Here is a 15,962-nt window from a genome sequence, read left to right as displayed (position 1 = left end):
ACGATGTCCTTGGATTGAGCCTGACGAGGGTCAGGCGTGAGGGTTCTCGAAGATGTCCTCGACCGGCCGGTCGAACAGCACCGCGATGCGGTAGGCCAGGTCCAGCGAGGGGTCGTGTTTTTCGGTTTCCAGCGCGTTCACGGCCTGCCGGGACACGCCCAGCGCCTGACCGAGCTGTTCCTGGGTCCAGTCCCGCTCGACCCGCAGAAGCTTGAGACGGTTCTTCATCAGTTCGACGCCCGGATGAACGGCGAGATGCAGCCGAAAGCGCCCCAGAAGGCGGCATAGATCAGCCAGCCCGGCAGGTGCGGCGCCGCCGCGAAATTCTCGGCGAAGCCCCAGAAGGTCGCCAGGGCCATGGCCAGGCCGGCGGCGATGATGAACTGTTTGGCGACGACGGCGCGGACGAACTCGTCGCTCTCGCGCATCAGGCTCAGCGTGGCCCACAACTGGCCGATCACAGGCGCCGACACCACGGCGGCCAGACCCCATCCGGCGGGCTTGCCGATGATCTGGTCAAAGGCGTCCGTCATGGTCATGGACAGGCAGATCAGCACGTAGGGGACCATGAAGGCGAACGTTCGAATGACGTAGCGACGGCCGGCGGGCGTTCCATTGTTGACGACGCTCATGACAGCTTCTCCTGACTGAATGTAAGGCTCACCTTACACCGACAAAATGTCATGTCAACCTGACTTTGTGTCAGGATCGCCCGACAATTGACCGTCCTCTTTGCGCACGGACCTTACGGACGTATCCTGCGGTCATGCCCGCCGCGCCCCGCGCCCGTCCGACCGATCTGTTCACGCCCGAGGAATGGGCGCCGTTCCAGACGCGCCGCGCCTGGGTCGGGCCGCTGCTGGTCGCGCACTGCTGGGGCGTCATCGCGCTGGCGGTCGTCGTCGGCGTGCTCTGGCCGGTGCTGATCCCGTTCTGTGCCGCTGTCATCGGCACGCGCCAGCTGGGTCTGGCCATCCTGATGCACGAGGCGGCGCACGGCGGCCTGTCGACGAACACGCGGCTGAACGACTTTCTCGGCCACTGGCTGTGCGCCGTGCCGATCGGCGCCTCGCTCGGCGCCTACCGCCCCTATCACCTGTCGCACCATCGCTTCGCCCAACAGCCGGAAGACCCCGACCTGGTGCTGTCAGCGCCCTTCCCGGTCTCGCCCGCGTCCCTGCGCCGCAAGATCATCCGCGACCTGACCGGACAGACCTTCTTCAAGCAGCGGGTGCTGCTGCCGTTGGCCGCGATGCGCGGCGCCAGGGCTGCGCGGGCGACCGACGATCACGATTACGAAGCGATCGTCACCGGGCGCTCGATCCTGCCCTTCGTGTTGGTCAATCTGGCCCTGCTCGCCGCCGCCATTCTCGTCGGCGTCTGGTGGGCGTATTTCGCCCTGTGGCTGCTGCCGATGGCGACATGGTTCCCGATGGTCACCCGCCTGCGCAACATCGCCGAACACGCCTGCGTCGAGGGCTCGGCCGAAGACCCCTTCCGCGCCGCGCGCACCACCCGTGCAAGCTGGTGGGAGCGCGCCTTCATCGCCCCCTACTGGGTCAATTTCCACGCCGAGCATCACCTGTTCATGCACGTCCCCTGCTGGCGGCTGCCGGCCCTGCACCGGGCCGTACGGGGCAAGCCGCAGGGCGAGCGGATGGAGGTGGCGGGCGGCTACGTCGAGGTGCTGCGCGCCGCCAGCGGCCGGATCCCGTCGTGAGCTGGAGCCGGGGCCGGGGTCTGATGGGACCGTTGAAACCGCTGCTGGGATCGTGGGTCGCCGAGGGCCAGCACAACGGCATGCCCTTCACCTGCACGCGCCGCTTCGAGCCGTTCGGCAAGGGCTGGATCCGGCTGGAGGCGGCCTGGGCCCTGCCGGGCGTCGACTATCGTGAGACGGCCCTGTTCGGCCGCGGCGAGAACGGCGAACTGGGCGTCTTCTCGTTCACCAACGACGGCAAGCGGTCGGTCGGCCGCCTCGCGGATGGCGCGGACATCGACCCGGCCGCGGTGGCGTTCGAGGCGCAGATGCCCGCCGGTCTGGCCCGGATGACCTATTGGCCCGCCGAGGACGGACAGCCCGGCTTCCGCTTCGCCGTCGAGAGCCGCACCAAGACCGGTTGGAACCGGTTCGTGCTGCAGCACTATCGGCCCGCCTAGGCCCTCACGGCCCGCCGCGCCCGAGCCGGCTTGGCCTCTTCCGCCCGAAGCGTCAGCACGCGGACGCCGTCGCGGGTGACCGCCACCGTATGCTCGAACTGGGCGGACAGCTTGCCGTCCTCCGTCACCACGGTCCATTCGTCCGCCTCGGTGCGCACCGTCCGGCGGCCCTGGTTCAGCATGGGCTCGATGGTGAAGACCATGCCCTCGCGCAGCTTAAGGCCGGTCCCGGGTTTTCCGAAATGCAGCACCTGCGGCGCCTCGTGCATCTCGCGCCCGATGCCATGACCGCAGTAGTCGCGCACCACCGAATAGCCGGCGCGCTTGGCATGCTGTTCGATCGCATGCCCGACATCGCCCAGGGTCGCGCCCGGGCGCACGGCGCGGATGCCCTTCCACATCGCCTCATAGGTGGTCTGGACCAGCCGCTTCGCCGGGGGAGCCCCCTCGCCGATCAGATAGGTCTTGCTGGAGTCCGCGATGAAGCCGTTCTTCTCCAGCGTGATGTCGAAATTGACGATGTCGCCGTCCCGCAGGACGTCGGCGCGCGACGGCACGCCGTGGCAGACGACGGCGTTGCGCGAGCTGTTCAGCACGAAGCCGTAGCCGTACTGACCCTTGCTGGCGGGCCGGGCCTGAAGCCGCTCCACGATGAAGGCCTCGACCAGATCGTTGACCGCAAGCGTGTCCATGCCCGCCAGGGGCAGCCCATCCACATGGGCGAACACCGAGGCGAGCAGACGCCCGGCCTCCGCCATCAGCTCGACCTCGGCCGGCGTCTTGATCACGCCGCCGCGCCCGTCAGATCGGCGGCGCCGACGCCCGCGGCCTTCAGCTCGCGCGCCGCCAGCTCCTGGAAGGTCAGGCCCGGGTTCAGTTCGCCCAGCATGCCGATCCTGATCCAGAACGCCGCCTGGGCATTGATCGACCGGCACGACGCCCGGCTGGCCCGGCGCAGCTGCTCGTGCAGCTCATCCTCGATGTTCACGATCCCCATCGGGCGCTCCAGAATATACGATATGTATACGCCACATATAGTCTGACGGGCGTCGCGGCAAGCCGGGTCCCGCGCCCCCCGCCATGCTAGGGAGCCCCATGGCCATCACCGATCCGACCGCCTTCATCCTCGCCAACACCCGACTGCAGGCCGTGTCGCACGCGCCGGAGCTGTCGTTGTGGCTGGCCGACGAGATCACGCCGATCTGGCGTCTGACCGAGGAAGAACTGGGCGAACTGGGCCTGCCGCCGCCCTTCTGGGCCTTCGCCTGGGCGGGCGGACAGGCGGTGGCGCGCTGGCTGCTCGACAATCCTCAGGAGGTCGCGGGCAAGCGGGTGCTGGACTTCGCCACCGGCTCGGGCCTGGTCGGGATCGCGGCGCTGAAGGCGGGCGCGGTCTCCGCCCTCGGCGCGGACATCGATCCGTTCTGCGCGGCCGCGGTGGCGCTGAACGCCGAGGCCAACGGCGTCGCCCTGTCCTTCACGGACCGGAACCTGCTCGACGCCCCGCCGCCCCGGGTCGACGTCATCTGCGCCGGCGACGTCTGCTATGAGGCGCCGATGACCGAACAGGTGCTGGACTGGCTGGGGCAGGCCCGCGCCAACGGAACCCGCGTCCTGATCGGCGACCCGGGCCGGACCTATTTCCCCAAGACCGGCCTCGACTTCCTCGCCGAATACCGCGTGCAGACCACGCGCGAGCTGGAGGATCAGGAGGTCAAGCGCTCGTCGGTCTGGGCGATGACCTGATCCTGTTCGGGGTCGGGCGAGAAATGGATGTGGCGCTCAGGGGCTGGGTCGTCGGTGTGATCCTCGCCCGACATCTCCGACTTCGCCGGTCGCCCGGTGCCGCGCGCCTGTTCCAGTTCCGGATCGCGGCTGAAGCCCGGATCAGCGGGGGAAGTGGTCACGGCAGGCTCCTTCGGCGGACGACGCTCCATCTCCACAACCGGAATCAGCCCGGTCCGGTTCCGGTCACGCTTGGAGATCCCACCCCTCGGGACCATCTTCGGATCATGACCCGCGCCCTGATCCTCGCCGCCGTCGCCGCGCCGTTGCTGCTGGCGGGCGTGGCGCAAGCCCAGACCCAGTCCCTGCCGCCCGGGGCCTCAGCCTATGACCAGCACCGTTTGCAGGCCGAGCAGCACCGCTACGAGATCGATCGCCTCCGCCTCCAGGCGGATCAGCGCGAGGCCACGGCGCGTGAGCTCGAACTGGAGACCCGGCTGAACCGCATGGATCTCCAGAGCCGCCGCACCGCCGACCCCTATGTCCCGTCCGCGCCCCGCGCCCTGCGCGCGCCGGAGGATGAACAGGCCCTGCGCCGGTCGGCTGCCGAGCGCCGCCAAGCCACCGAAGCGGGCGTCGGCCAGATCGACGCCTGGCTGGACCGCAGACCGAATTAGCATGCCTAAATCGGGCGCATCCCTTGCGTCCGGACCGCGTTACGGCTTCGCTCGGGTCTGAGGCGAGGGAGGACAGGTCATGCGTTGGGAAGGCGGCCGCCGCGGCGGCAATATCGAGGACCGGCGCGGCATGGGTCCCGCCGGGCTGGCGGGCGGCGGCATCGGCGCCCTGGTGCTGGCGGCCATCGGCTATTTCGTCTTCGGGATCGATCCCTCGACGACCCAGCAGATCACCAGCCAGCTGGGCGGCGCCGGCGCCGCGCAGCAGGAAGGCAAGGCGGGCACGCCGGAGGATCAGGCGGGCCGCTTCGTCGACGTGATCGGCGCCAATATCGACGACGTCTGGCGCACCAAGCTGCAAGGCTATCAGCCGCCGACCGTGGTCCTGTACGAACAAGGCACCCAGACCGGCTGCGGCATGGGCCAAAGCGCAATGGGTCCCTTCTACTGCCCCACCGACCGCAAGGTGTATCTGGACCTGGGCTTCTGGCAGGAGATGGAGACCCAGCTGGGGGCCTCGGGCGCCGACTTCGCCCGCGCCTATGTCATCGCCCACGAGTACGGCCACCACGTCCAGACCCTGACCGGCGCCTCGGATCAGGTCCGGCGGGCCCAGCAGCGCGCCTCGGGCCAGGCGGAAGCCAACCGCTACTCCGTCGCGCTCGAGCTCCAGGCCGACTGCTACGCCGGCGTCTGGGCCGCCAACGCCTCGGCGGTGTCGAACGGCCAGGTCGCGCTGACCGCCGGTGATCTGGAAGAGGGACTGAAGACCGCCTCGGCCATCGGCGACGACACCCTGCAGCGCCGCTCGGGCGGCCGCGTCTCGCCCGACAGCTTCACCCACGGCTCGTCCGCCGACCGCATGGTCTGGCTGCGGCGCGGCTACGACAGCGGCGATCCGGCGGTCTGCGACACGTTCAGCAATCTCTAGAACGTCTTGTTGCGGCGCACACGGCGCGGCAAGGTCGATCCGTGTCCTCCTCCGCCGCCTCCGCCCTCGCCGCCTCGCGCCGCCTTGTCCTCAAGGTCGGCTCCGCCCTGTTGATCGAAGACGGGCGGCCGAACGGCGCGCGTCTCGCGTCTCTGGGACAGGAGATCGCCGACCTGCGCGCCCGGGGCGTGGAGGTGGTCGTGGTCTCGTCCGGCGCCGTCGCGCTCGGACGCGGCCGCCTCGGCCTGTCCAAGTCCGCCCGGCTGGATGAGAAACAGGCGGCCGCCGCCGCGGGCCAGTCCCTGCTGATGCAGGCGTGGGAGACGGCCCTGTCGCCCCACGGCCTGACCCCGGCCCAGGTCCTGCTGACCCGCGACGACACCGAGCGCCGCCGTCGCTGGCTTAACGCCCGCTCGACCCTGGACGCCCTGCTGCGCCTCAAGGCCGTGCCCGTGGTCAACGAGAACGACACCGTCGCCACCGAGGAGATCCGCTACGGCGACAACGACCGGCTGGCGGCCCGCACGGCCCAGCTGGCCCGCGCCGACCTGCTGGTCCTGCTCAGCGACATCGACGGCCTGTACGACGCCGACCCTCGCTCGCATCCCGGCGCCGCCCACCTGCCGTTGGTCGAAGCCCTGACGCCCGAGGTCATGGCCATGGCGGGCGCCGCCAACGCCGCCGCCTCGGTCGGCACGGGGGGCATGCGCACCAAGCTGGAGGCGGCCCGCATCGCTCGCTCGGCGGGCTGCGCCACCGTCATCGCCTCGGGGCTGGCCGACCGACCGCTCGCCGCCGTCCTGGGCGGCGCGAGGGCCACGCTCATCCCCGCCCCGAATGGTCCAATGGCGGCGTGGAAGTCCTGGATCGCGGGCAGCGTCGATCCGGCCGGTCGGCTGGTGGTCGACGACGGCGCCGTGGCCGCCCTGCGCGCCGGCAAGAGCCTGCTGCCCTCGGGCGTTCGCGCCGTCGAGGGCCGCTTCGACCGGGGCGACAGCGTCCGCGTCGTCACCCCTGACGGCCGCTCCGCCGCCGTCGGCCTGGCCGCCTTCTCCGCCGAGGAGATGACCCTGATCCAGGGCCGTCAGACCGGCGAGATCGAGGGGCTGGTCGGCTACAAGGGGCCGCAGGTCGCCATCCACCGCGACGACCTGGTGCTGGAGGGCGACGCGTGACCATCGCCGATCAGATGCTCGACCGGGGCCGCCGCGCCCGCGCCGCCGCCGAGGCGATCCGCATGGCCCCGCCCGAGGTCCGCACCCGCGCGCTCCAGGCCGCCGCCGCCGCCCTGCGCGCCCGCTCGGACGCCATCCTGTCCGCCAACGCCCAGGACATCGCCCGCGCCCGCGAGAACGGCCTGTCCGAGGCCCTGATCGACCGGCTGGCGCTCAGCTCCGCCCGCATCTCGGCGATCGCCGACGCCGTGGACGAAGTCGCCGCCCTGCCCGATCCCCTGGGGCGCGAGACCGCTCGCTGGACCCGGCCCAATGGCTTGGACATCGCCCGCGTCTCCACCCCCATCGGCGTGCTGGCCATCATCTATGAAAGCCGCCCCAATGTGACGGCGGACGCCGCCGCCCTGTGCCTGCGCTCGGGCAATGTCGCCCTGTTGCGCTGCGGCTCCGATTGCCTGTCATCCTCGCTGGCCATCCATGCGGCCATAGTCGAGGGACTTCAGGCCGCCGGCCTGCCCGCCGACGCCGTCCAGCTGGTCGACACCCCGGACCGCGCCGCCGTCGGCGCCCTGCTGACCGGGCTGGACGGGACGGTGGACCTGCTGATCCCGCGCGGCGGCAAGAGTCTGGTCGCCCGGGTCCAGGCCGAGGCGCGCGTGCCCGTGCTCGGTCACCTCGAGGGCCTGTGCCACACCTATGTCCACGCCGCCGCCGATCCGGACATGGCCGAGCAGATCGTCCTGAACGCCAAGATGCGCCGCGTCTCCGTCTGCGGCGCCACCGAGACCCTGCTGATCGACCGCGCCTGCGCGCCGGCCCTGCTGCCCCGTCTCGCCGGCGCGTTGGAGGCCGCCGGATGCAGCCTGCGCGGCGACGCCGACAGCCGGACGCTGGTCCCCTCCATCGCGGCGGCGAACGAAGACGACTGGACCACCGAATACCTGGCCCCCGTCCTCGCCGTGCGCGTGGTCGACGATCTCGATCAGGCGGTGGATCACATCCGCAGCTACGGCTCGGGCCACACCGAGGCCGTCGTGACGGAGGACGCCGAGGCCGCCGCCGCCTTCCTGAACGCCGTCGACAGCGCCATCGTCATGTGGAACGCCTCAACCCAGTTCGCGGACGGCGGCGAGTTCGGCTTCGGCGGCGAGATCGGCATCTCCACCTCGCGTCTGCACGCCCGCGGCCCGGTCGGGGCGGAACAGCTGACCAGCTACAAATATGTGGTGCGCGGGACCGGGCAGACGCGCCCCTAGAGCCTGATCGGCTGAGGTGGAATCGCTTCGCGATTCCGGCGATGCCGTGAATCAGGCTCCAGAATTATGCTGGAGCGAAATCTGAGCTGAGTTGGACGGCGTCCAACTCAGCCGATTTCGCTCTAGCCTACCGTCAGGTCCAGCGACCGCGACAGGTGCAGTGTGCCCTTGCCCAGGTCCAGCGCCACGCGCCGGTCCCTGAACGCCTCCATCCCCACCAGCCCGCCCGGGAAGTTGGGCAGCGGCGGCTGGTCGAACACCCCGACGTCCACCCGATGGTACAGCTGGTCGGCGAAGGTCACCGTCCGCGCCTCCACGATGGTCGAGCGCATGGAGCCGCCCAGCACGAGGCTGACCCCCTCGCGCTGCGGCCGTCCGTCCAGCAGGCCCGCCGAGTGCGCGGCCTCGCGGCTCAGCCCCAGCAGGGACGAGGCGCCGGTGTCCACGACGGCGTGCACCGCCGCCCCTTCGACCGTCAGCTCGGCGAGCAGGGCCGTGCCCTGGCGCCGCACCGCCGCCTCGACCAGGTCGGGCGGGCGCACGAAGGCCTCGCGGCGCACCAGCCGCGCGTACCGGCGCGCCGGGTCCAGCGCCAGCACCGCCTCGCCGAGCACGTCCTGCCCCAGGATCAGCGGCGTCCGCAGCCCTTCCTCCGAGGCCAGCGGCCCCAGGTTCAGGATGCCCGCCCGCAGTCCCTTGATCGACAGTCCCGGCAGGGTCAGGTCCAGCGAGGTCCCGCGCCCCACCTGCGCCCCGCCGCCGACGCCGTAGGCCACCAGCGGCATGTCGAACAGCGAGCGGCCCTCGCTCGGCAGGGCGTCGAACAGGGCGCGGTCGATGACGGAATACTGGGCGCCCGTGTCGATCAAGGCCAACACGCTGCGGCCGCCGACCTCGATCCGCACCGTCGGCGTGGCTGAGCGCCGCGCATAGGGCAGCCAGGGCGTCGCCCCCTCGGGCCCGAACGTCAGGCGCGGCTTGGGCCACAACAGGTGATCGCGCGCCCACCACGCTCCGCCGGCGACAGCGAGCAGCCCGGCGGCGCGGATCAGAAGGGTGCGGCGGTTCATCGGAGCCAAGATGGCCCGTGCGGGCGACCTGCGCCAGCGGCGTGACGCCGCGCTGAGGTCCTGAAACGACGAACCGGCCGGCGCCCCCCGACGCCGACCGGCCCGCCTGCGAGGCCGGCATCCCCCGTACCCCCGCGAACCCCGGATCCAAGATCACAGGGTTACCGGCGAGTTAATGGCCCAGGACTGACACCGCTGTCCATCCACTTCGCCGCCGACGCGAGCAAAATGTGTTCTAACGGTGTCCGAACGGCACCACCTTGTTCGCCCCGTCATGGCCGATGTCGGCGGCGCCGAGATAGGGGATGCCCGCGCGCTGGCACCAGTAGCGGGCGATCTCCTCGGCGGTCAGGCCGAAGTCCGGATCGTTCTCCACGATCTCCGACACCCGGCCCAGCCGGATGCCCGCCACGCGCCGGATCGAGGCCTGGCCGGTCAGGTGGAACATCATCCGGTCGATCCGGTACAGCGGCTCGGACACGTCCTCCAGCATCAGCACATGGCCGGTCAGGTCCGGCTCCAGCGCCGTGCCGACCAGGGCGTCCAGGATGCTCAGGTTGAAGGCGACCGCCGGGCGCGGGTCCGTATGCAGCGACGGCTCCCATGACGACGACGCCCCGGTCTTGAGCCAGTTCAGCGCCCGCCAGGCGGTGTCGTCATGGCGCACCGCGTCCGAGGCCATCGGCCCGTGCGCCAGATGCGGGAAGCCCGCCTTGTAGAGAATGGCCAGCAGGCTGCCGGCGTCGGAATAGCCCAGATACCGCTTCTTGCGCGCCTCGTCCGTCAGGCGCGGCAGCACCGCCTCCGCGATCCGGCACGAGCCGTAGCCGCCGCGCGCGAACCAGACGGCGTCCAGCCGGGGATCGTTGGCGAACTCGACGAAGGCATTGGCGCGCGTCGCGTCGTCGCCGCCGAAATGGCCATGCTTCTGGAAGGTCGCCGGGTGGAAGACGATCTTGATCGAGTCCTCCGGCACATTGGCCGCGAACCACGCCTGAATGGCCTCGCCGCGTTCCTTGGAGAAGCGCGAGCTGGCGTTGACGATGCCGATCTTCAAGACGCGATCCCCGGACGGTGTAGCCTCCTTCATAGTCCGCGCCGCGCCCGCGAACCAATCCCTTCCCCTCGCCCGTTTCGCCCTCTACTCAGCCGTCATGGCGAACGACTATTTCTTCTGCGGCATCGGCGGCTCCGGCATGCTGCCCCTGGCGATGATCGTGCAGGCGCGCGGGAACCGGATCGAGGGCTCGGACCGCTCGCGCGACCAGGGCCGCACCCCGGACAAGTTCGCCTGGCTGGAAGCCCACGGCGTAACCCTGCATCCCCAGGACGGCTCGGGCGTCGCGCGCGCGGCCCAGATCGTCGTCGCCACCGGCGCGATCGAGGACACGGTCCCGGACATCGGCGCCGCCAGGGCCGTCGGCGCGACCATCAAGACCCGGCCCGAGCTGCTCAGCGAACTGTTCAACGCCGCGCCTACCTCGATCGGCGTGGCGGGCACCAGCGGCAAGTCGACTATCACCGGCATGATCGCCTGGATCCTGCACCAGGCCGGACGCGAGCCCACCGTCATGAACGGCGCCGTGATGAAGAATTTCGCCGACGCCGATCACCCCTTCGCCAGCGCCCTGGTCGGCGAGCCCGACCTGTTCGTGTCCGAGGTGGACGAGAGCGACGGCTCCATCGCCCGCTACGATCCGACCGTCGCCGTGGTCTCCAACATCTCGCTGGACCACAAGTCGATGGAGGAGCTGCGCGAGCTGTTCGGCGGCTTCACCGCCCGCGCCGCCACCGCCGTGCTGAACCTCGACAATCCCGAGACCGCCGCCCTGGCCCAGACCCTGCCGCCGGAGAAGGTCGTCACCTTTGCGCTGGGGGAAGAGAGCGCGACCCTGAACGCCCATGACCTGGAGCCCCGGCCGACCGGCATGCGTTTCACCCTGACCGAGCAGGGCGGGGCCAAGCACCCGGTCACCCTGAACGTCCCCGGCGCCCACAACGTCGCCAACGCCCTGGCCGCCCTCGGCGCCGTCCGCGCGCTGGGCGTGCCCCTGGCCGAGGCCGCCCACGCGCTGGAGACCTTCTCGGGCATCCGTCGCCGCATGGAGGTGGTCGGAACCGCCGGCGGCGTCACCGTCATCGACGACTTCGCCCATAACCCGGACAAGATCGCCGCCACCCTGAAGACGCTGCACGCCTTCGACGGCCGCCTGCTGATCCTGTTCCAGCCGCACGGCTTCGGCCCGCTGAAGCTGATGAAGTCTGAGTTCATCGAGACCTTCGTCGGCCTGATGCGCGAAGACGACGTCCTGCTGATGCCCGAGCCCGTCTATTACGGCGGCACCACCGACAAGTCGGTGGGCAGCGAGGACATCGCCTCGGGCGTCCGCGCCGCCGGCCGCGAGGCCGAGGCCCTGCCCACCCGCGAGGCCTGCGGCGATCGCATCGTCGACCTGGCCCGACCGGGCGACCGGGTCATCGTCATGGGCGCCCGGGACGACACCCTGTCGGTCTTCGCCGCCGATCTGCTGAAGCGTTTCTAAACTCCGCTTACGGACTGATTTTCAAGAGAATATCTCGAAACATTCACGTACGGCAAAGCTCGTATTAAGTGGCGGCGCTTATCCGACTCCCCGTCATCGGGAGTACGCGTGCATGGCCAGAATCGGAGACTTCGCCAGCGGCGCCGAGCCGATCTCTCCGGAGACTCCGGGCGCCCATGTCTTCGAGCGTTTCGAACGCGAACCCGACACCCTGGCCATCGCCGTCGTCGATGCGGAACAACGCCCGGTCGGCCTGGTCGAGCGCAACGCCTTCACCCTGCGCATGGCCGCCGAGTTCGGCCGCGCCCTGTACGCCCGCCGCCCCGCCTCCAGCTTCATGGACCCGGCCCCGCGCGTGCTCGACGCCGACGCGGACGCCGAGACCCTGTTCGAGTCGATCGACGCCGCCAATCTGGGCGCCCTGCTGAACGGCTTCGTGGTCGTCTCCAAGGGCAGATACGCCGGTGTCGGCGCCGGGGTGCATTTGCTGCAAGCGGGCAGCGCCATCCACCGCAAGCGCGCCCAGGCCATGGGCGTCCTGGCCCGCGACCTGGCCCGCGCCGAACAGGAGGCCCGCACCTCCAGCCGCGCCAAGTCCGAATTCCTCGCGGTCATGAGCCATGAGATCCGCACGCCCCTGAACGGGGTCCTGGGCGTCGCCGCCCTGATGGAGCGCGAGCTGACGCAGGAGACCATGCGCCCCTACGTCCGCACCATCCTCGATTCCGGCCAGAGCCTGCTGCGCCTGCTGACCGACGCCCTGGACATGTCCCGCGCCGAGGCCGGGCTGATGACCTTCGAGACCGGGGTGGTGTCGCTGGAGGCCGTGGCCCGCGATCTGACCGCCCTGTGGGGCCCGCGCGCCGAAGAGAAGGCGCTGGCCCTGACCGTGACCTGCGAGGCCCCGGACGCCGGCCACGTCCTCGCGGACGAGGTCCGCCTCAAGCAGTTGCTGAACAACCTGATCGGCAACGCGATCAAATTCACGCCCGCGGGCCAGGTCGCCGTCCAGATCGCCGCGGTCCCGGACGGCGGCGGCGCCCGCATGATCGTCACCGTCGACGATAGCGGCCCGGGGGTCGCCGAGGACGCCGCCCTCTCCATCTTCGATCCCTTCAACACCGGTCGCGCGGGCCGCGAGGGCGCCGGGGCCGGGCTGGGCCTGGCCATCTGCCGCCAGATCGTCGAGCGCATGGAAGGCCGGATCGCCGTGGAGCGCTCGCCGCACGGCGGGGCCCGCTTCACCTTCGACCTGCGCCTGCCGCTGGCCTCCGCCGAGGTCGCGACGGCCCACGACGGCCCCCTCCCGCCGACGCCGCACGAGACCCTGCATGTGCTGGTAGTGGACGACAACGCCACCAACCGCTTCGTCGCCGGCAAGGTGCTGGAGCTGTTCGGCTGTACGTCAGAGACCGCCGAGAACGGCCGCGAGGCGGTGGAGCGGGTCCAGGTCGCCCGCTTCGACCTGGTCCTGATGGACGTGAAGATGCCGGTGATGGACGGGGTCCAGGCCACCCGCGCCATTCGCGCCCTGCCCGGCCCGGTCTCGGGCCTGCCCATCCTGGCCCTGACCGCCAACGCCGACCCGCGCGACGAGGCCGACTATCTGGCCGCCGGTATGGACGGCGTGGCGCAAAAGCCGATCCAGCCGGACGTCCTGCTCAACGCCATCCGCCGCGTGATGTCGGCCACACCCTTGGCGGAAGCGGCGGTCGCGGCCTGAGGGGGCGCAACCCGGACGCCGCCCGCGTATTGTAGCGCTTCATGCTGCAGATTCCCCCGCCCCCGCCCACCGACCTTCCCGAAGTCGTCGTCACCGGGGCGCGCCTGCCCCCGGCGGCGGGCGAAGCCGCCTTCGCCGTCATTCGCCTGGACGATCGCGACCTGCGCGCCGAACAACGGCTGGACGAGGCGCTGGCGAGCGTTCCCGCCGTCTCCCTGTTCCGCCGCACCTCCAGCCTCGCGGCCAATCCGACCACGCAGGGCATCAGCCTGCGCGCCATCGCTCCCTCCGGCGCGGGCCGGACGCTGGTGACCCTGGACGGCGCGCCGCTGAACGATCCCTTCGGCGGCTGGGTGATCTGGTCCCAGGTTCCGACCGAGAGCCTGGCCGGGCTCGACATCGTGCGCGGCGCCGGGGCCGGTCCCTACGGCGCGGGCGCCCTGACCGGCGTCATCCAGCTGCGCGAGCGCGATACGGGCTGGACGGTCGACGCCTCGCTGGCCGAGCGCGGCGGCGCGCGCCTGTCGGCCTCCGGCGCCACGAACGCCGGTCCCGTCCGCCTCGTCGCCTCGGGCCTGTACGAGACCAGCGACGGCTACGTCCCGGTGCGCGGCGCGGCGGCGGGCGCCGCCGACACGCCGCTGGATCTGGAGGTCCGCAGCGGGTCGCTCCGCGCCGACCTTCCCGTCGGTCCGGCCACCGTCTCCCTGCGCGCCTCCGCCTTCGAGGAGGATCGCGGGTCCGGCCTCGCGGGCGCCCGGTCGACCGCCAGCGGAAACGCCCTGTCCGCCACCGCCGCCGTCCAGCCCTCCGCCGACCGCCCCGGTTGGCGGCTGCAGGCCTGGCGCCGCGAAAGCGACCTGGCCAACACCTCGGTCGCCGTCGCCGCCGACCGCGCCACCACCACCCCCGCCAATGACCAGTACGAAACCCCCGCCACCGGATGGGGCGTCAACGCCGCCCTGCGCCGGGTCGTGGTCAGCGGCGTCGCCCGGCTGGAGTGGGAGCTGGGCGCCGACGCCCGCTTCGCCGAGGGCGAGACGCACGAGCGCTTCCGCTACATGGGCGGCCAGTTCACCCGCGACCGCATCGCCGGCGGCGAGACCTCAGTGATGGGCCTCTACGCCGAGGGATCGTGGACCCATGGCCCCTGGCTGGTCGCCGGTGGCCTGCGCGCCGACCGCTGGGAGAACGCCGACGGCCATCGCATCGAGCGGGATCTGGCCACCGGCCTGCCGACCCTGGACGAGACCGACCCCGACCGCTCCGGCGAGGTGATCAGCGCCCGCCTCGGCGTCCGGCGCGACATCGGCGCCGGGCAGGCGCTGCGGCTGGCCGCCTACAACGGCTTCCGTCCCGCCACCCTGAACGAACTGCACCGCCCGTTCCGCGTCGGCAATGACCTGACCGAAGCCAACGCCGCGCTCGAGCCCGAGACCCTCAGCGGCGTCGAGGCGGGCTGGAGCTGGACCGGCGACCGGGCGTCCCTGACCGCCACCGCCTTCTGGACCCGGCTGGACCAGGCCATCGTCAACGTCACCATCGGGACCGGCCCGGCCACCTTCCCGCGCGCGGGCTTCGTCCCCGCGGGCGGCGTCCTGCGCCAGCGCCAGAACGCCGGGACCATCGACGCGACGGGGATCGAGCTCGACAGCCGCCTGACCCTGACCGATGCCCTCAGCCTCCGCGCCGCCCTGTCGCTAACCGACGCCGAGGTCGACGGCGGGTCCGCCGCGGCCCAGCTGACCGGCCTACGCCCCGCCCAGGCCCCGCGCTTCAGCGCCGTCGCCGGGGTGGACTGGCGGGCCACCGATCGTCTGACCCTCGCCGCCGACCTGCGCTGGGAGAGCGACCGGTTCGAGGACGACCTCAACAGCCGGGTCCTGGACGCCGGCGGAACCGCCGACCTGCGCGCCGACTGGAGCCTGAACGACTCCGCCGTCCTATGGATCAGCGCCGCCAACCTGTTCGATGCGGAGATCGAGGTGTCCGAAACCGGAACCGGGATCGCCGGCTACGGCCCGCCGCGCGCCCTGGCCGTGGGCGTGCGGTTCACGCGCTGAACCGGTCGATCATTCGATCTCGACCACGATCTCGGTGCATGTCCCCCCGTTCGTGGGATGGAAGTCGACCGAGCAGGCGGTCAGGATCACCAGCAGGTCCGTCTCGGCCCGCAGAACGACGTTGCCGCCGGGCGGATTGCGCGACGCCAGCACCTGCAGCCGGCCGTCAGGCTGCGGCGGAGAATTCTGGAACAGGTTCACCGGCTCGGGGGTGAAGGCTGCGACGACCCCGGCCGCGTGAAGAGCGCTTGCAAAATTGTCCCGGCAGTTCGGATGGCCGGGCCGGCCGAACTGGTCGTAGAGCGCCGCGTTGCAGGCCGGGAACAGCATGTCGTGCGGGCCGGGCGAATTGTCCTCCACCAGCGTCAGAAGCGGCTGCCCCTTCCCGCTGAAGAAGCTCTCGCCGATCTGGGGGAACAGACGTTCCGTGAAGTCGCGGGTGCAGGAAACGCTGAGCCAGTCCGGCTCGCCGTCCAGGTCGGCCACGGCCCACAGGTCCGCGACCTGCTGGCCCTGCGGATCAATCACGCGGGCCTGCTGTCCCTTCCGCAACCGAAACCCGCGCCCGGATTGGGCCGGAATGATCAAACGCCCCGAACTTTGCACACGCGCCTCCTGAACTCGGACGGCCGGACCCTA

18 protein-coding genes are annotated in these 15,962 nt (G+C 71.1%); 10 read left to right on the top strand and 8 right to left on the bottom strand.

Annotated elements, in window-relative coordinates; genetic code table 11:
- Window positions 1-30: 30 nt before the first annotated feature.
- Together AC1RRF_RS14805 and AC1RRF_RS14800 are read right to left on the bottom strand one after the other, a co-directional pair.
- Window positions 31-228 carry a helix-turn-helix transcriptional regulator gene (locus AC1RRF_RS14805; protein ID WP_291832255.1) on the bottom strand — a complete coding sequence of 66 codons (198 nt, stop codon included), beginning with the start codon at window positions 226-228 and terminating at the stop codon, window positions 31-33.
- Window positions 228-632: a hypothetical protein gene (locus AC1RRF_RS14800; protein ID WP_492835858.1), complete on the bottom strand. Its 405-nt coding sequence runs from the start codon at window positions 630-632 to the stop codon at window positions 228-230. Before AC1RRF_RS14800 ends, AC1RRF_RS14805 begins: the two co-directional genes overlap by 1 nt.
- A gap of 134 nt (window positions 633-766) precedes the next feature.
- Here AC1RRF_RS14800 and AC1RRF_RS14795 point away from each other — a divergent pair, with 134 nt between their 5' ends.
- The gene (locus tag AC1RRF_RS14795; protein ID WP_492835856.1) at window positions 767-1,720 is read left to right on the top strand and encodes a fatty acid desaturase family protein; all 954 of its coding nucleotides are present in this window, start codon (window positions 767-769) and stop codon (window positions 1,718-1,720) included.
- Window positions 1,717-2,160 carry a hypothetical protein gene (locus tag AC1RRF_RS14790; protein ID WP_492835854.1) on the top strand — a complete coding sequence of 148 codons (444 nt, stop codon included), beginning with the start codon at window positions 1,717-1,719 and terminating at the stop codon, window positions 2,158-2,160. Before AC1RRF_RS14795 ends, AC1RRF_RS14790 begins: the two co-directional genes overlap by 4 nt.
- Here AC1RRF_RS14790 and map read toward each other — a convergent pair.
- Together map and AC1RRF_RS14780 are read right to left on the bottom strand one after the other, a co-directional pair.
- Window positions 2,157-2,948 carry a type I methionyl aminopeptidase gene (gene map / locus AC1RRF_RS14785; RefSeq protein WP_492835852.1) on the bottom strand — a complete coding sequence of 264 codons (792 nt, stop codon included), beginning with the start codon at window positions 2,946-2,948 and terminating at the stop codon, window positions 2,157-2,159. The two genes, AC1RRF_RS14790 and map, sit on opposite strands and share 4 nt — an antisense overlap.
- Complete coding sequence (locus AC1RRF_RS14780; protein WP_291832251.1) at window positions 2,945-3,157, bottom strand: ParD-like family protein; 213 nt, start codon at window positions 3,155-3,157, stop codon at window positions 2,945-2,947. Before AC1RRF_RS14780 ends, map begins: the two co-directional genes overlap by 4 nt.
- 98 nt (window positions 3,158-3,255) lie before the next feature.
- Between AC1RRF_RS14780 and AC1RRF_RS14775 the strand changes: the two genes are divergently transcribed.
- Complete coding sequence (locus tag AC1RRF_RS14775; RefSeq protein ID WP_492835850.1) at window positions 3,256-3,906, top strand: class I SAM-dependent methyltransferase; 651 nt, start codon at window positions 3,256-3,258, stop codon at window positions 3,904-3,906.
- Here the strand turns inward: AC1RRF_RS14775 and AC1RRF_RS14770 are convergent.
- Window positions 3,867-4,067 (bottom strand): hypothetical protein, encoded by a 201-nt coding sequence (locus AC1RRF_RS14770; protein ID WP_492835848.1) that lies wholly within the window; start codon window positions 4,065-4,067, stop codon window positions 3,867-3,869. The two genes, AC1RRF_RS14775 and AC1RRF_RS14770, sit on opposite strands and share 40 nt — an antisense overlap.
- A gap of 105 nt (window positions 4,068-4,172) precedes the next feature.
- On the opposite strand from AC1RRF_RS14770, the gene AC1RRF_RS14765 reads away from it, so the two are divergent.
- The 4 genes from AC1RRF_RS14765 (at window position 4,173) to AC1RRF_RS14750 (ending at window position 7,924) form a co-directional block, all read left to right on the top strand.
- On the top strand, window positions 4,173-4,562 hold the full coding sequence (locus tag AC1RRF_RS14765; protein WP_492835846.1) for a hypothetical protein: 390 nt from the start codon (window positions 4,173-4,175) through the stop codon (window positions 4,560-4,562).
- 79 nt (window positions 4,563-4,641) lie between these two features.
- On the top strand, window positions 4,642-5,493 hold the full coding sequence (gene ypfJ / locus AC1RRF_RS14760) for a KPN_02809 family neutral zinc metallopeptidase (protein ID WP_492835844.1): 852 nt from the start codon (window positions 4,642-4,644) through the stop codon (window positions 5,491-5,493).
- A 41-nt stretch (window positions 5,494-5,534) separates the two neighbouring features.
- A complete protein-coding gene (gene proB, locus AC1RRF_RS14755) occupies window positions 5,535-6,668 on the top strand; it encodes a glutamate 5-kinase (RefSeq protein WP_492835842.1) in 1,134 nt (377 codons plus the stop codon).
- A gap of 14 nt (window positions 6,669-6,682) precedes the next feature.
- Window positions 6,683-7,924 (top strand): glutamate-5-semialdehyde dehydrogenase, encoded by a 1,242-nt coding sequence (locus tag AC1RRF_RS14750; RefSeq protein WP_492835913.1) that lies wholly within the window; start codon window positions 6,683-6,685, stop codon window positions 7,922-7,924.
- A 122-nt stretch (window positions 7,925-8,046) separates the two neighbouring features.
- Here the strand turns inward: AC1RRF_RS14750 and AC1RRF_RS14745 are convergent, their stop codons facing one another.
- Together AC1RRF_RS14745 and AC1RRF_RS14740 are read right to left on the bottom strand one after the other, a co-directional pair.
- Window positions 8,047-8,994 (bottom strand): retropepsin-like aspartic protease, encoded by a 948-nt coding sequence (locus tag AC1RRF_RS14745; protein WP_492835840.1) that lies wholly within the window; start codon window positions 8,992-8,994, stop codon window positions 8,047-8,049.
- Between the two features lie 235 nt (window positions 8,995-9,229).
- Window positions 9,230-10,051 (bottom strand): LD-carboxypeptidase, encoded by an 822-nt coding sequence (locus AC1RRF_RS14740; RefSeq protein WP_492835838.1) that lies wholly within the window; start codon window positions 10,049-10,051, stop codon window positions 9,230-9,232.
- Window positions 10,052-10,148: 97 nt separating this feature from the next.
- On the opposite strand from AC1RRF_RS14740, the gene AC1RRF_RS14735 reads away from it, so the two are divergent.
- The 3 genes from AC1RRF_RS14735 to AC1RRF_RS14725 all read left to right on the top strand — a co-directional run bounded on the left by AC1RRF_RS14735 (window position 10,149) and on the right by AC1RRF_RS14725 (window position 15,323).
- Window positions 10,149-11,537 (top strand): UDP-N-acetylmuramate--L-alanine ligase, encoded by a 1,389-nt coding sequence (locus AC1RRF_RS14735; RefSeq protein ID WP_492835836.1) that lies wholly within the window; start codon window positions 10,149-10,151, stop codon window positions 11,535-11,537.
- Between the two features lie 112 nt (window positions 11,538-11,649).
- Window positions 11,650-13,260: an ATP-binding protein gene (locus AC1RRF_RS14730; RefSeq protein WP_492835834.1), complete on the top strand. Its 1,611-nt coding sequence runs from the start codon at window positions 11,650-11,652 to the stop codon at window positions 13,258-13,260.
- Between the two features lie 41 nt (window positions 13,261-13,301).
- Window positions 13,302-15,323, top strand: a complete 2,022-nt coding sequence (locus tag AC1RRF_RS14725; protein ID WP_492835832.1) for a TonB-dependent receptor — start codon at window positions 13,302-13,304, stop codon at window positions 15,321-15,323.
- Between the two features lie 9 nt (window positions 15,324-15,332).
- Here the strand turns inward: AC1RRF_RS14725 and AC1RRF_RS14720 are convergent, their stop codons facing one another.
- Window positions 15,333-15,929, bottom strand: coding sequence for a DUF1989 domain-containing protein (locus AC1RRF_RS14720; RefSeq protein WP_492835830.1), 597 nt, complete (start codon window positions 15,927-15,929; stop codon window positions 15,333-15,335).
- Between the last annotated feature and the right edge of the window lie 33 nt (window positions 15,930-15,962).

It is taken from the genome of Brevundimonas sp. GW821-FHT12C05 (assembly GCF_058807475.1).
The sequence above is the reverse complement of the archived record's forward strand: the minus strand, read 5'-3'. Positions and strand labels throughout refer to the sequence as shown.